Source organism: Massilia sp. TWR1-2-2, assembly GCF_049897565.1.
In the GTDB taxonomy this organism is placed as follows: domain Bacteria; phylum Pseudomonadota; class Gammaproteobacteria; order Burkholderiales; family Burkholderiaceae_D; genus JAFCUW01.
The window spans coordinates 17,020-31,473 of record NZ_JAFCWM010000033.1 but is presented as its reverse complement, the minus strand read 5'-3'; the positions used below and the strand labels follow the sequence as shown (position 1 = coordinate 31,473).

Here is a 14,454-nt window from a genome sequence, read left to right as displayed (position 1 = left end):
TCCATAGCAGACAATATCGCCATGACGACACTATCGGAATTGAACAGCTGCAGCGAAGCCGACTTCGCCGACGCGCTGCAAGGCATCTACGAACACTCGCGCTGGATCCCGCAACGCGCCGCGCACCAGCGTCCGTTTGCCAGCCTCGCCGCGCTCAAGCTGGCGCTGCAAAGCGCGGTCGCCGCGGCCACCGAAGATGAACAGCTTCGCCTGATCCGCGCCCACCCTGAACTGGCCGGCAAAGCGGCGATCGCCGGCGAGCTGACGCCTGAGTCGTCCAGCGAGCAGGCAAAGTCCGGGCTGAACCTGTGCAGCGCGGAAGAGTACGCGACCCTGCACCGGCTCAACACCGACTACAACATGAAGTTCGGCTTCCCGTTCATCCTCGCGGTCAAAGGGCCGGACGGGGCCGGCCTGCCGCGCCAGGCGATCATCGACACCTTCACGCGGCGCCTTGAAAACCAGCGCGCAGGCGAAATGGCCGAGTGCCTGCGCCAGATCCACCGCATCGCCGAATTGCGCCTGAACGACCTGCTTCACGTGCAGCTCGATTTCGGTCCGGCGGTGATGTACTGGTCGGAGGTGATCGGCGCCTGGAGCGACACCGGCGACGGCCTGACCTGCTCGTACATGACGCCGGCCCACCAGCGCAGCGCGAGCCAGCTGGCCGAGTGGATGCGCGAGGCCGGCATGGAAGCGCACATCGACGCCGTCGGCAACGTGGTCGGGCGCTTCGCCTGCGGGCGGCCAGGCGCCAAAACGCTGATCACCGGCTCGCACTACGACACCGTGCGCGACGGCGGCAAGTACGACGGCCGGCTCGGCATCCTGCTGCCGCTGGCGATCGTGCGCCACCTGCGCCAGCACGGCGAGCGGCTGCCGTTCGACCTCGAGATCATCGGTTTCGCCGAAGAGGAAGGGGTGCGCTTCAAGAGCACTTTCCTGGGCAGCAACGCCGTCGCCGGGCAGTTCGACATGGCGCAGCTCGATGCGGTCGATGCCGACGGCGTCACGATGCGCGCGGCGCTGGCTGGCGCCGGCCACGATGCCGGCGCGATTGCCGCGATTGCGCGAAATCCGGCGGATGTGCTGGGGTTTGTCGAGGTACATATCGAGCAGGGCCCGGTGCTGCTCGAGCACGGCCTGGCAGTTGGCGTTGTCACCGCGATCGCCGGCAGCTCGCGCTACCTGGTGGAGCTGACCGGCCTGGCCAGCCATGCCGGCACCACGCCGATGAACATGCGGCGCGACGCTGCGGCGGCAGCCGCCGAAATCGTGCTGCTGGTCGAGCGGCGCTGCAGCGAGGCCGCTTCGCTGGTTGGCACGGTGGGGCAGCTGCAGGTACCGAATGGGTCGGTGAACGTGATTCCGGGCCACTGCAATCTGTCGCTCGATATCCGCGCGGCCGACGACACGGTACGGCTGGCGGCGGTGGCGGACGTCCTCGACGCCATCGGGCAGATCTGCGCACGGCGCCAGGTGGAGGCGAGCATCCGGCAAGTAGTATCGGCATCGGCGGCGCCTTGTGCGCCCTGGATGATGGACCAGCTGGGCGCCGCGGTCGAACGGGCGGGCCTGCCGCGCTACGAGCTGCCGTCAGGCGCCGGCCACGATGCGATGGCGATGGCGAAGATGACCGATGTGGCGATGCTGTTCACGCGCTGCGGCAACGGCGGCATCAGCCACAACCGGCTCGAGACGATGACGGCCGACGATGCCGACGTGGCAGCGCGCGTGCTGCTCGACTTCTTTCGCAATTTCAAGCCGCGCGGCTCCTGAAACGCAATCGGGTCCGCGCATCTGCGAGGACCCCGTTAGCTTGCGTAGCCTACGGCGTCAGCACAACCTTCCTGCAGTTGTCCTCTTTTTTGTCGAACATCTTGTACGCCTCGGCAGCCTGCTCGAGCTTCATGCGATGCGAGATGATCGCATTCGGATGCAGTTTGCCCTCCTCGATCGCCTTCAGCAGTTCCGGCATGTGCTTCTGCACGTGCGTCTGGCCGGCCTTGATGCCGATGCCCTTCTCGAATATATCGCCGAACAGGAAGCCGTGGATGAACCCCGCATACACGCCAGGGACGCTGATCATGCCGCCGCGCCGCACCGCCGCGATGCACTGGCGTAGCGCCTTGCCGCTGCTGCCTTCGAGCTTCAGGTCGGTCAGCACCGTCTCGATCTTGCTGCCTTTCGCTTCGAAGCCGACCGCGTCGATCACGCCATCGACGCCGCGCCCGTCGGTCGCCTGCAGGATGAATTCGGCGGCGTCGCCATCATCGAAATTGAACGGCACCACGCCATAGGTTTCGGTGGCGAAGTCGAGCCGGTACTTGTGATGGTCGACCATGAAGATGCGGTCGATCCCCATCATCTTGGCACTGGCCGCCGCCATTTGGCCGACCGGCCCGGCGCCAAAAATCGCCAGCGAGCCGCCCTTGGTGACGCCGGTGTTGAGCACTGCCTGATAACCGGTCGGCAGGATATCGGACAGGAACAGCACCTGTTCATCGGCCAGGTTGGTCGGAATCTTGATCGGGCCGACGTTTGCCTTTGGCACCCGCACATACTCCGCCTGACCGCCCGGCACGCCGCCGTACAGGTGACTGAAGCCGAACAGCGCCGCGCCTGAACGCAGGCTCTTCTTGTTCATGATCGAACCGCGGTCCGGATTGGTCGTCTCGCAGGCGGAGTACAGATCCATGTCGCAAAAAAAGCAGCTGCCGCAGGCGATCACGAACGGCACCACCACGCGGTCGCCTTTTTGCAGCGCAGTCACTTTCGGTCCTGCGTCGACCACTTCACCCATGAATTCGTGGCCGAGAATATCGCCGCTTTTCATTGCCGGGATTTTGCCGCGGTACATGTGCAAATCCGAACCGCAGATTGCCGTCGCGGTAATCTTCAGGATGACGTCATCCTGCTCTTTCAATATTGGATCAGGGACCGTATCGACTTTGACTTCGTGGCTGCCATGGTAAGTGAGCGCTCGCATTGCTTTCTCCTGAGGTGGTTGCCCGGCTTGACACACCGGATGTATGGCAAGCCTAACAATATTGTCGCGGCTACTTTGTCAGCGGATCACGGTTGTCGCCGTAGGTATTTGCCTACGAAGAGATGGTGCGTAGAAAGCACCATTGCGGTGCACCGCCGCGACTCAGTGGTGCGCGTCACGTTTGTAGTCGCCACATTGGCGCGGAATCGCCGCACTGAAATGGCACGTTTTTTGCTTATCATTGATCCACCGGCGGAGAACCGCACGATTTCGGGGAGTTTTTAGTAATGAACAGTCACACAAATGGGGCAGACGCCCTTTTCATCATGCTTGGCGGCATAATGATCCTGGCGATGCATGCCGGCTTCGCATTCCTGGAACTTGGCACCGTACGCAAGAAAAACCAGGTCAACGCGCTGGTCAAGATCCTGGTCGATTTCGCCATCTCGACGATCGCCTACTTCTTCGTCGGCTACAGCATCGCCTACGGCATCAACTTCTTCGGCGCGACCGACACGCTGATCGACAAGAACGGCTATGAGCTGGTGAAGTTCTTCTTCCTGCTGACGTTTGCCGCCGCGATTCCGGCGATCGTCTCGGGCGGCATCGCCGAACGGGCAAAGTTTTATCCGCAGCTGATGGCCACCGCGTTGCTGGTCGGCGTCATCTATCCGCTGTTCGAAGGCATCGCCTGGAACCACCGCTTCGGCGTGCAGGCCGCGTTCCAGTCGCTGTTCGGCCATGAGTTCCACGACTTCGCCGGCTCGGTTGTCGTGCACGCGGTCGGCGGCTGGGTGGCGCTACCGGCGATCCTGCTGCTCGGCGCGCGGCGCGGGCGCTATCACAAGGACGGCGGCATGGCCGCGCATCCGCCGTCGAGCATTCCGTTCCTGGCGCTCGGCGCGTGGATCCTGACGATCGGCTGGTTTGGCTTCAATGTGATGAGCGCGCAGACGCTCGACAAGATGAATGGCCTGGTCGCCGTCAATTCGCTGATGGCGCTGGTCGGCGGCACCCTCACCGCGCTGGTGATGGGCCGGAACGATCCGGGCTTCGTCTACAACGGCCCGCTGGCAGGCCTGGTGGCGATCTGCGCCGGCTCGGACCTGATGCATCCGCTCGGCGCTCTGGCCACCGGCGCCGTCGCCGGCGTCATTTTTGTGGCGATGTTCACGTGGACGCAAAACAAGTGGAAGATCGACGACGTGCTGGGCGTGTGGCCGCTGCACGGCCTGTGCGGCGCGTGGGGCGGCATCGCTGCCGGGATTTTCGGCAGCAAGGCGCTTGGCGGGCTTGGCGGCGTGTCGTTGCTGTCGCAGCTGGCCGGCACCGTGCTGGGGATAGTGATCGCCGGCGCCGGTGGAGTGGCCGTGTATGGATTGCTGAAGGCGACGGTCGGCTTGCGCCTCGACCCGGAGGAGGAGTTCGACGGCGCCGACCTGTCGGTACACAAGATCAGCGCGACGCCGGAGTAGCGCCAGCCGTCGTTCCCGCGGAGGCGGGAACGACGGTTTCGCGTGTACTGGCTAGGTGGCGACGACCCTGGCGCGCTCCAGCATCGCGTGCAGCAGCACGTTGCAGCCCGCTTCCAGGTGGTCCGACCGGGCGTCCTCGATCTCGTTGTGGCTGATGCCGTCCTTGCACGGCACGAAGATCATCCCGGCCGGCGCCAGCCGCGCGGCGTAGATGGCGTCGTGACCGGCGCCGGAGACGACATCCATCGTCGAATAGCCCAGCTTTTCTGTCGCCGCCCGCACCGCGCCGATGCAATCGGCATGGAACGGGCAAGGCGGATAGTACGACACGCGCTCGATGCTGATCGCCAGGCCGCTCTCCGCGCGCGTCTTGTCGATAAACGCCAGCATCTCCTCGTGCATCGTGTCCAGCAGCTCGTCGTTCACGTTGCGCAGGTCGATGCTGAATTTGACTTCGCCGGGAATCACGTTGCGGCTGTTCGGGAACAGCTGCACCATGCCGACCGTCCCGCGCCCATACGGCGGATAGCGGTTCGCGATCTGCACCACTTCCTGCATGATGCGGGTCGATACCTGCAGCGCGTCGCGGCGCAGCCCCATCGGCGTCGGACCGGCATGCGCCTCCATGCCCGTCACCACGCAGTCGTACCACGACAGGCCCATCACCGCGGGCACCACGCCGATCACCTTGTCGGCGTCTTCCAGCACCGGACCCTGCTCGATGTGGGTCTCGAAGTAGGCGCCGATCGGATGCTGGCCCGGCACCTGGTCGCCCATGTAGCCGATGCGCGCCAGCTCGTCCCTGACCGTCTTGCCTTCGGTGTCCTTGGCGGCGTACGCAGTCTCCAGGCTGAACGCGCCGCAGAAAACGCCCGAGCCCATCATCACCGGCACAAAGCGCGAGCCCTCCTCGTTGGTCCAGAAGGCCACTTCGATCGGCGCCTCGGTGGTGATGTTCAAGTCGTTCAGCGTGCGCACCACTTCAAGGCCGGCCAGCACGCCGTAGTTGCCGTCGAATTTTCCGCCGGTCGGCTGCGTGTCGATATGGCTGCCCGTGACGATCGGCGCCAGCGCCGGGTTGCTGCCCTCGCGGCGCATGAACACATTGCCGATCTGGTCGACGGTGATCGACAGGCCTGCTTGGCGCGCCCAGCCCACCACCAGGTCGCGCCCCTGCCGGTCGAGGTCAGTGAGCGCCAGGCGCTTGACGCCGCCCTTCGGAGTCGCGCCGATCTTTGCCAGTTCCATCAGCGACGCCCACAGGCGACCACCGTCGATTCGCAGTTCGTTCATTGTGTTCTCCATTGTCATGCTGCCGCGGCGCTGGTGGCGGTGAATGCGGGACGGTCGACGTGGCGCCCGGCGCCTTCGACCGCGCGCAGGTCGCCGCGCTCGAACACCAGTCTGCCGGCAGCGAGCGTGTGCGACGGAATGCCGCGCACGGTGCGTCCCTCGAACACGTTGAAGCCGCCCTTGGCGAACTGCGTCCTGGCCGATATGGTGCGGCTGCCTTCCGGATCCCACACGATGATGTCGGCATCGGCGCCGGCGGCAACAATCCCTTTGCGCGGATACATATTGAAGATCTGCGCCGCGTTGGTCGACGTGACGCGCACGAATTCGGATGGCGTCAGGAGCCCGCCGTTGACGCCTGCGTCCCACACCACCGACATACGGTCCTCGACGCCGCCACAGCCGTTCGGGATCTTGGTGAAGTCGTCCTGGCCGGCCGCCTTCTGCTCAGCGCAGAAGGTGCAGTGATCGGTCGCGGTGGTGTGCAGGTTCCCGCCACGCAGGCCCTGCCACAGCGCGGCCTGGTGGTGCTTGCCGCGAAACGGTGGGCTCATCACGTGGGCGCGCGCGTATTCGAGGTCGGTGCTCTGGTACACGCTGTCGTCGATCACCAGGTGGCCGGCCAGCGCCTCGCCGTACACGCGCTGCCCTTTGGCGCGCGCGCGCGTGATGGCCTCGAGCGACTCGGCGCACGACACGTGGACGATGTACACGGGCGTGCCGAGCACGTTGGCGATCGCGATCGCGCGGTTGGCCGCCTCGGCTTCGACTTCCGGTGGGCGCGACAATGGATGCGCGCTCGGCCCGCGGATGCCTTTCTTGAGCAAGTCCTGCTGCAGCTGGAATACCAGCTCGCCGTTCTCGGCATGCACCGTCGGGATCGCGCCCAGTTCCAGCGCGCGGGTGAAGCTCTTCACCAGCGTCTCGTCGTCGGCCATGATGGCGTTCTTGTAGGCCATGAAGTGCTTGAAGCTGTTGACGCCGTGCTTGCGCACCAGCGTGCCCATGTCGGCGTGCACCGAGTCGCCCCACCACGTCACGGCGACGTGGAAGGTATAGTCGCCGGCCGACTTGGCCGCCCAGCCGCGCCACATGTGATACGCCTCGAGCAGCGACTGCTTCGGGTCGGGGATCACGAAGTCCATGATCGTGGTGGTGCCGCCGGCCAGGCCGGCGGCCGTCCCGGTGAAGAAATCGTCGGCGGTGACGGTACCCATGAACGGCAGCTGCATGTGGGTGTGGGTGTCGATCCCGCCCGGCATGACGTACTGGCCGCGCGCATCGATCACGGTGGCGTGCGGCGGCGCATCGAGGTTTTCGCCGACGGCGATGATCTTGTCGCCGAAGCAGACCACATCGGCCTTGAAAGCGCGGTCTGCGTTGACGACGGTACCGCCGCGGATAAAGATACTCATGGGGTTCTCCTGGTGGTGTGCTAGCGGTAAGCGGCCGCCAAGGCGGGGCTGGAGCGCCCCTTCATCATGACGCCGTACACGAGGGCGGAAATGGCGATACCGACGAACCATGCGTAGGTATAAACGAGCTTGAAGCCGGCGCCGACATCCGGGAACGATTGCGGGAAGGCTGCGTTCAGGAAGCCGGGAATATTCGGCAGCACGCCGGCGGCAAACGCCACCACGGCGGCCATGTTCCAGCCGTTACCGTACGAGTAGATGCCGTCGTGGCGGTACAGCTGGTCGACATCGAGCTCGGTCTTGCGGATGAAGTAGTAGTCGATGATCAGGATGCCGGCGATGGGTCCGAGCAGCGCCGAGTAGCCGATCAGCCAGGTGAAGATGTAGCCTTGGGTCGTCTCGAGAATTTTCCACGGCATCATCCCCAGCGCGATGCCGGCGGTGATGTAGCCGCCGGTGCGGTACGAAATGTGCTTTGGCGCCAGCGCCGAAAAGTCGTAGGCCGGACCGACCAGGTTGGCCGCCAGGTTGACGCTGACGGTATCGATCAGCAGCACGATCAGCGCGATCAGCACGGCGATGCCGGTCATGCGGCTGGCCAGGTCGACCGGATCCCAGATCGCCTTGCCGTACAGGACCACGGTGGCCGAGGTGACGATCACCGCCAGCATCGCCAGCAAACCCATGGGAACCGGCAGGCCGACGCTCTGGCCGATGACCTGGTCGCGCTGCGTCTTGGCGAAGCGCGTGAAGTCCGGGATGTTCAGCGCGAGTGTGGCCCAGAAGCCGACCATTGCGGTGAGCGACGGCCAGAATGTGCTCCAGAACTGGCCGGCTTTTTTGCCGCCTTCGACAAACTGCGACGGCTGATCGAGCAGCGGGCCGAAGCCGCCGGCGCGGTTATGCACCCACGCCAGCAGCACCAAGCAGATGACGATCTTCAGCGGCGCGGTGTAGGTCTCGAGCTTGCGGATCGATTCCATGCCGTGCACGATGTAATAGAACTGGATCGCCCAGAAGGCGAGGAAGCACGCCAGCTGGGCGGCATTGATGCCGAGGCCCGCCAGCTTGTCGCCGCCGATTTCGTGGCCGAGCATGACGCCGAGCAGCGTGTAGATCATGCTGCCGCCAAACCAGGTCTGGATGCCGTACCAGCCGCAGGCGACGATTGCGCGCATCAGCGCCGGGATGCGCGCGCCGGTGGTGCCGAACGAGGAACGCGCCAGCACTGCGTAAGGAATGCCGTACTTGGTGCCGGCGTGGCCGATCAGCAGCATCGGCAGCAGCACGATGGTGTTGGCGATGAAGACGGTCATCACCGCCTGGTAGCCGGACATGCCGCCTTCGATCAGGCTGGCCGACAGAGTGTACGCCGGAATGCACATGACCATGCCGACCCACAGCGCCGCGAAGTGATACCAGCGCCAGGTGCGCTGCGCCGCCGTGGTGGGGGCGAGGTCCGCGTTCCACAGGTCGGTGGCTGACAGTTCTTTACTCATGCTGGGTGACTCCATCACGTTGGTTGACGAGGTGAGTGTAGCAGGAGGGGTCAGACCCCGGTGCTTCCTTTGGGGGTCTGACGGGGACGCCGAGTCCCCGGTTTGAGTTGACGTCAGAGAACCGGGGTCTGACCCTACGCCGCGCGCCGCGGATTGCGCGGATCCTGCGTCCAGTTCATGTACGCCTTGCCGCTTTCCTGCGGCACCATCGTGATGCAGGCCTCCACCGGGCAGGTGATCTCGCACAGGTTGCAACCGACGCATTCCGACTCGATCACTTCATACGTGCGCACGCCGGCCGCGTCGATCAGCTGCGCGATCGACTGGTGCGACGTGTCCTCGCAGGCGACGTAGCACTTGCCGCACTTGATGCACTTGTCCTGGTCGATCTGGGCGATCACCTGGTAGTTCATGTCGAGGTACTTCCAGTCGGTAGTATTGGCCACCGCCTTGCCCTGGAAGTCGGCGATGCTGGCATAACCTTTTTCATCCATCCAGCGCGACAGCCCGTCCTTCATCTCTTCGACGATGCGAAAGCCGTGCAGCATGGCCGCGGTGCACACCTGCACCGAGCCTGAGCCGAGCGCGATGAACTCGGCCGCGTCGCGCCAGTTGCCGATGCCGCCAATGCCGGAAATCGGCAAGCCGTGCGTGGCCGGGTCGCGCGCGATTTCGGCCACCATGTTCAGCGCGATCGGCTTGACGGCCGAACCGCAGTAGCCGCCGTGGGTGCTGGCGTTGCCGACGATCGGAAACGCCACCATGCGGTCAAGGTCGAGGTGGGTGATCGAGTTGATCGTGTTGATCAGCGAGACCGCATCGGCGCCGCCGGCTTTCGCCGCGCGCGCCGGACCGCGCACGTCGGTGATGTTCGGCGTGAGCTTGACGATCACCGGCAGCTTCGAGTGCTTCTTGCACCAGCTGGTGACCATCTCGACGTATTCCGGCACCTGACCGACCGCGGCGCCCATGCCGCGCTCGGGCATGCCGTGCGGACAGCCGAAATTGAGCTCGATGCCGTCGGCGCCGGTCGCCTCGACCAGCGGCAGGATCGCCGCCCACAAGGGCTCCTCGCACGGCAGCATCAGCGAGACGATCATCGCGCGGTCCGGCCAGTCCTTCTTGACCTGGGTGATCTCGCGCAGGTTGATTTCCAGGCTGCGGTCGGTGATCAGTTCGATGTTGTTGAAGCCGACAACTTCGCGGTTCTTGCCGTAGTGCGCCGAATAGCGCGACGACACGTTGACCGCGGCCGGATCTTCGCCGAGCGTCTTCCACACCACGCCGCCCCAACCTGCTTCGAACGCGCGCACGACGTTGTAGGCCTTGTCGGTCGGCGGCGCGGACGCCAGCCAGAACGGGTTGGGCGATTTGATGCCGCAGAAATCGATGCTCAGGTCGGCCATGCTGCCCCCGCTTTGGTTTGGATGTCGTTGTGGATCGTGTGGGCGGCGAGCTTGCCGTGCTGGACCGCCTCGACCGTCAGGTCCTGGCCGGGCGAGACGCAGTCGCCGCCGGCGTAGATGCCCGGCAGCGCAGTGCGGAAGTGGGCGTCGACGTGCAGCTTGTCGCCGCTGCGCTCGAGCTGCTGGGCCATCGGGTCGGACAGGCCGGCCGTATCGAGGCTCTGGCCGATCGCCTTGAACACGGCGTCGGCCGCGATCTCGATGAAAGCGCCGGTGCCGAGCAGCCGGCCGCCATCGATGCGCGTCTCTTCGAAGCGCATGCCGCGCACGCGGCCGTCGTCGTCCAACAGCACTTCTAGCGGCGCCGCCCAGGTCTTCATGCGCACATGATTAGCCTTGGCGATGTCCTGCTCGTGACCGGTCGCGCTCATCGACTCGAAGCCGCGGCGGTACACCAGCGTCACGTCCTCGGCGCCCATGCGCTTGATCTGCACCGCCATGTCGATTGCGGTGTTGCCGGCGCCGATGACGATGGCGCGGCGCGGCACCGGCAGCGCCGACAGGTCGCCGGCCTGGCGCAGCGCGGCGATGTAGTCGACCGCCGCCATCAGGCCCGGCGCGTCTTCGCCCGTCAGGCCAAGCTTGCGGCAGGCGTTCAGGCCGAGCGACAGGAACACCGCGTCGTACTGCGCGTGCAGTTCGCGCAAGGTGAGGTTGTCGCCGAGCGTCTGGCCATGCCGCACTTCGATGCCGCCGATCGACAGCAGGAACTCGACTTCGTCCTGTGCGAAGCTGCCCGTCAGCTTGTATTTGGCGATGCCGTATTCATTCAGGCCGCCCGGCTTTTCGCGCGACTCGAAAATGACGACGTCGTTGCCGAGCATCGCCAGGCGATGCGCGCACGACAGGCCGGCAGGGCCGGCGCCGACCACCGCGATGATCTTGCCGGTTGCCGGCGCGCGCTGGAACGGGTGGGCGTCGAACTTGGCGTGATCGAGCGCGTGGCGCTGCAACAGGCCGATCTTGACCGGCTGGCCTTCGGCGTCATGATTGCGCACGCAGGCGTCTTCGCACAGGATCTCGGTCGGGCACACCCGCGCACAGCTGCCGCCCAGGATGTTCTGCTTGAGGATGCCGACGGCGGCGCCGTTGATGTTGTGGTCGTGGATGTTGCGGATGAAGCTGGCCACGTCGATGTCCGACGGGCAGATGCGCGTACACGGCGCGTCGTAACAGTACAGGCAGCGCGCCGCTTCGATGGCGGCCTGGCGGTCCGTCAGCGGCGGCGCCAGGTCGGTGAACTGCTGCGCCAACGCGTCCGCGGACCCGACAGACCTTGGCAGGTGTTTCAGAGAGTCGATCATGTGCATCCCTGGTAGGTATTCTTGCATGGCGACACACGGGGAGCGGGCCGCAGCTCCCCGATTCAAAGCGACTGCGTTACTTCATCTGCGGGAAAGCGAATTCGGCGCCGGCACTGGCGGTGTTCGGCCAGCGCTGCATTACCGCCTTGTGGCGCGTGTAGAAGCGCACGCCTTCGGGGCCGTAGGCGTGGTGATCGCCGAACATGCTCTTCTTCCAGCCGCCAAAGCTGTTGAAGGCCATCGGCACCGGCAGCGGCACGTTGACGCCGACCATGCCGACCTGGATCTGGCGCACGAACTCGCGCGCCACGCCGCCGTCGCGCGTGTAGATCGCAACGCCGTTGCCGTACTCGTTGGCGTTGATCAGCGCGACTGCGCTGGCGACGTCGGGCGAACGCATCACGCACAGCACCGGCCCGAAGATCTCTTCCTTATAGATGGTCATGTCGGCGGTGACGTGGTCGAACAGCGTGCCGCCGACAAAAAAGCCGTTCTCGCGGCCAGGCACCTTGAAGTTGCGGCCGTCCACCATCAAGGTGGCGCCCTGCTCGACGCCTTCGCCGATCAGTTTTTCGATGCGCTGCTTGGCCGCGCTAGTGACCACCGGCCCCATTTCGGCGCCGGACTCCATGCCGTCGGTAACCTTCAGCGCGGCGGCGCGCTTGGCCAGTGCGCCGACCAGCTTGTCGCCGGCGTCGCCGACCGCGACCACCACCGAGATGGCCATGCAGCGCTCGCCGGCGGAACCGTAGGCGGCGCCCATCAACGCGTCGATCGTCATCTCCATGTCGGCGTCGGGCATGACCACCATGTGGTTCTTGGCGCCGCCCAAAGCCTGCACGCGCTTGCCGGCGGCGCTGCCGCGGGAATAGATGTATTGGGCGATCGGGGTCGAGCCGACGAAGCTGATGGCCTGCACGTCAGGATGGTCGAGCAGCGCATCGACGGTGACCTTGTCGCCCTGGATGACGTTGAACACGCCGTCCGGCAGGCCGGCGTCCTTGAGCAGCTTGGCGTGCAGCAGCGCCGGCGACGGATCGCGCTCGGAAGGTTTGAGGATGAAGGTGTTACCGCATGCCAGCGCCACCGGGAACATCCACATCGGCACCATCACCGGGAAGTTGAACGGGGTGATGCCGGCCACCACGCCGAGCGGCTGGCGCATCGACCAGGCGTCGATGCCGCGCGCGATCTGGTCGGTGAATTCGCCCTTCAGCAGGTTCGGGATGCCGACCGCGAATTCGACGATCTCGATGCCGCGCGCGACTTCGCCGCGGGCGTCGTCGAAGGTCTTGCCGTGCTCGCGGGTGATCATCGCGGCAAAGTCGTCGGTGTGCTGCTGGCACAGTTGCAGGTACTTGAACAGCACCCGCGCGCGCCCCAGCGGCGGCGTGTTCGACCAGGCCGGGAACGCGGCCGATGCGGCGGCGACGGCAGCGCCCACCTCATCGGCGGTACCGAGGGCGACGCGCGCGCATGGCTCGCCAACGGCCGGGTTGAAGACGTCTGCATAACGGCCGCTGGAGGTGTCGACCTTCTGGCCGTTGATGAAATGGGTGATGGTGTCGAGCGTATTCATGTGGTGCTTTCGGTTAGTCGAGGTGTTTGAGTACGGTGGCGAGCTTGCCGAACAATTCGTCGATGTGCTTTTTTTCGAGCACCAGCGGCGGCGACAGCGCGATGATGTCGCCAGTGGTGCGGATCAGCACACCGTCGGCGAACGCCTTCTTGAACGCGCCGAACGCGCGCACGCCAGGCTTAGCGGGAATCGATTCGAGCTCGATGCCGGCGATGAGGCCAATGGTGCGCAGGTCGGTCACGTACGGCATGCCCTTGAGCGAGTGTACCGCGTCTTCCCAGTAGCCCTGCATCTGCTGCGCGTGCGCGAGGATGTTCTGCTCCTTGAATACCTCGAGCGTGGCCAGCGCCGCGGCGCAGGCGACCGGGTGGCCGGAGTAGGTATAGCCGTGAAACAGCTCGATGCCGGCCGGCGCGTCCATGAAGGCGTCGTGGATATGCTGTTTGCTGAACACCGCGCCCATCGGGATGACGCCGTTGGTCAGGCCTTTGGCGGTGGTCATCAGGTCCGGCTCGACGTCGAAATAGTCGGCGGCGAACGGCGTGGCGAGGCGGCCGAAGCCGGTGATGACTTCATCGAAAATGAGCAGGATGCCGTGCTTGGTGCACAGCTCGCGCAGGCGCTTGAGATACCCTTTTGGCGGAATCAGCACGCCGGTGGAGCCGGCCACCGGTTCGACGATGACGGCGGCGATGTTGGAGGCGTCGTGCAGCGCGACGAGGCGTTCGAGTTCGTCGGCCAGGTGGGTGCCGTATTCGGGCTCGCCGCGGGTGTAGGCATTGTGTTCGAGGTTGTGGGTGTGCGGCAGGTGGTCGACGCCGGGCAGCAGCGGGCCGAAGCTCTTGCGGTTGGCGCCGATGCCGCCGACCGACAGGCCGCCGAAGCCGACGCCGTGGTAGCCGCGCTCGCGGCCGATCAGGCGCGTGCGGGTGCCCTCGCCGCGCGCGCGGTGATACGCCAGCGCCATCTTCAGCGCGGTGTCGACCGCTTCGGAGCCGGAGTTGGTGTAGAACACGTGGCCGAACTTGTGGCCGGCGTATTCCATCAGCTGCTCGGCCAGGTCGAACGCGGCCGGGTGGCCCATCTGGAAGGTCGGCGCGAAGTCGAGCTGGCCGACCATTTCGCGCACGGCGTTGACGATCTTCGGCTGGGCGTGGCCGCACGGCACGCACCACAGGCCGGCGGTGCCGTCGAGCACGCTGTTGCCGTCGACGTCCTTGTAGTACATGCCTTCGGCCGATACCAGCAGGCGCGGATTGGCCTTGAAGTCGCGGTTATTCGTAAACGGCATCCAAAATGAGGACATCGATGCTGGCCTGGATTGATTCATGCGGCTCCCGAGAAATTTTTACGGCTAAAAAAATTATTTACCAGTTGGCAAAATGATGGTGCAATAATAGACAGCGAGACAACGATCACACATATACACAAACG

General features: G+C 65.1%; 10 protein-coding genes. 2 read left to right on the top strand and 8 right to left on the bottom strand.

Going from position 1 to position 14,454, the window contains the following annotated elements:
* The first annotated feature begins 21 nt into the window (after positions 1-21).
* Positions 22-1,779: an allantoate amidohydrolase gene (locus ACP7DD_RS22765; protein ID WP_426177162.1), complete on the top strand. Its 1,758-nt coding sequence runs from the start codon at positions 22-24 to the stop codon at positions 1,777-1,779.
* Positions 1,780-1,828: 49 nt separating this feature from the next.
* On the opposite strand, the gene ACP7DD_RS22760 is transcribed toward ACP7DD_RS22765, so the two are convergent.
* Complete coding sequence (locus ACP7DD_RS22760) at positions 1,829-2,989, bottom strand: zinc-dependent alcohol dehydrogenase (RefSeq protein ID WP_426177160.1); 1,161 nt, start codon at positions 2,987-2,989, stop codon at positions 1,829-1,831.
* Positions 2,990-3,276: 287 nt separating this feature from the next.
* On the opposite strand from ACP7DD_RS22760, the gene ACP7DD_RS22755 reads away from it, so the two are divergent.
* The gene (locus ACP7DD_RS22755) at positions 3,277-4,464 is read left to right on the top strand and encodes an ammonium transporter (protein WP_426177158.1); all 1,188 of its coding nucleotides are present in this window, start codon (positions 3,277-3,279) and stop codon (positions 4,462-4,464) included.
* 51 nt (positions 4,465-4,515) lie between these two features.
* Here the strand turns inward: ACP7DD_RS22755 and ACP7DD_RS22750 are convergent, their stop codons facing one another.
* The 7 genes from ACP7DD_RS22750 to ACP7DD_RS22720 form a co-directional block, all read right to left on the bottom strand.
* A complete protein-coding gene (locus tag ACP7DD_RS22750) occupies positions 4,516-5,757 on the bottom strand; it encodes a Zn-dependent hydrolase (protein ID WP_426177156.1) in 1,242 nt (413 codons plus the stop codon).
* 14 nt (positions 5,758-5,771) lie between these two features.
* Positions 5,772-7,172 carry a dihydropyrimidinase gene (gene hydA / locus ACP7DD_RS22745; protein WP_426177154.1) on the bottom strand — a complete coding sequence of 467 codons (1,401 nt, stop codon included), beginning with the start codon at positions 7,170-7,172 and terminating at the stop codon, positions 5,772-5,774.
* A 20-nt stretch (positions 7,173-7,192) separates the two neighbouring features.
* Complete coding sequence (locus ACP7DD_RS22740; protein WP_426177152.1) at positions 7,193-8,671, bottom strand: NCS1 family nucleobase:cation symporter-1; 1,479 nt, start codon at positions 8,669-8,671, stop codon at positions 7,193-7,195.
* Between the two features lie 134 nt (positions 8,672-8,805).
* A complete protein-coding gene (gene preA, locus ACP7DD_RS22735) occupies positions 8,806-10,077 on the bottom strand; it encodes an NAD-dependent dihydropyrimidine dehydrogenase subunit PreA (RefSeq protein WP_426177150.1) in 1,272 nt (423 codons plus the stop codon).
* A complete protein-coding gene (locus ACP7DD_RS22730) occupies positions 10,065-11,441 on the bottom strand; it encodes an NAD(P)-dependent oxidoreductase (protein ID WP_426177149.1) in 1,377 nt (458 codons plus the stop codon). Before ACP7DD_RS22730 ends, preA begins: the two co-directional genes overlap by 13 nt.
* A gap of 76 nt (positions 11,442-11,517) precedes the next feature.
* Positions 11,518-13,020 carry a CoA-acylating methylmalonate-semialdehyde dehydrogenase gene (locus ACP7DD_RS22725; RefSeq protein ID WP_426177148.1) on the bottom strand — a complete coding sequence of 501 codons (1,503 nt, stop codon included), beginning with the start codon at positions 13,018-13,020 and terminating at the stop codon, positions 11,518-11,520.
* Positions 13,021-13,033: 13 nt separating this feature from the next.
* On the bottom strand, positions 13,034-14,350 hold the full coding sequence (locus ACP7DD_RS22720) for an aspartate aminotransferase family protein (protein WP_426177147.1): 1,317 nt from the start codon (positions 14,348-14,350) through the stop codon (positions 13,034-13,036).
* Positions 14,351-14,454: the final 104 nt, after the last annotated feature.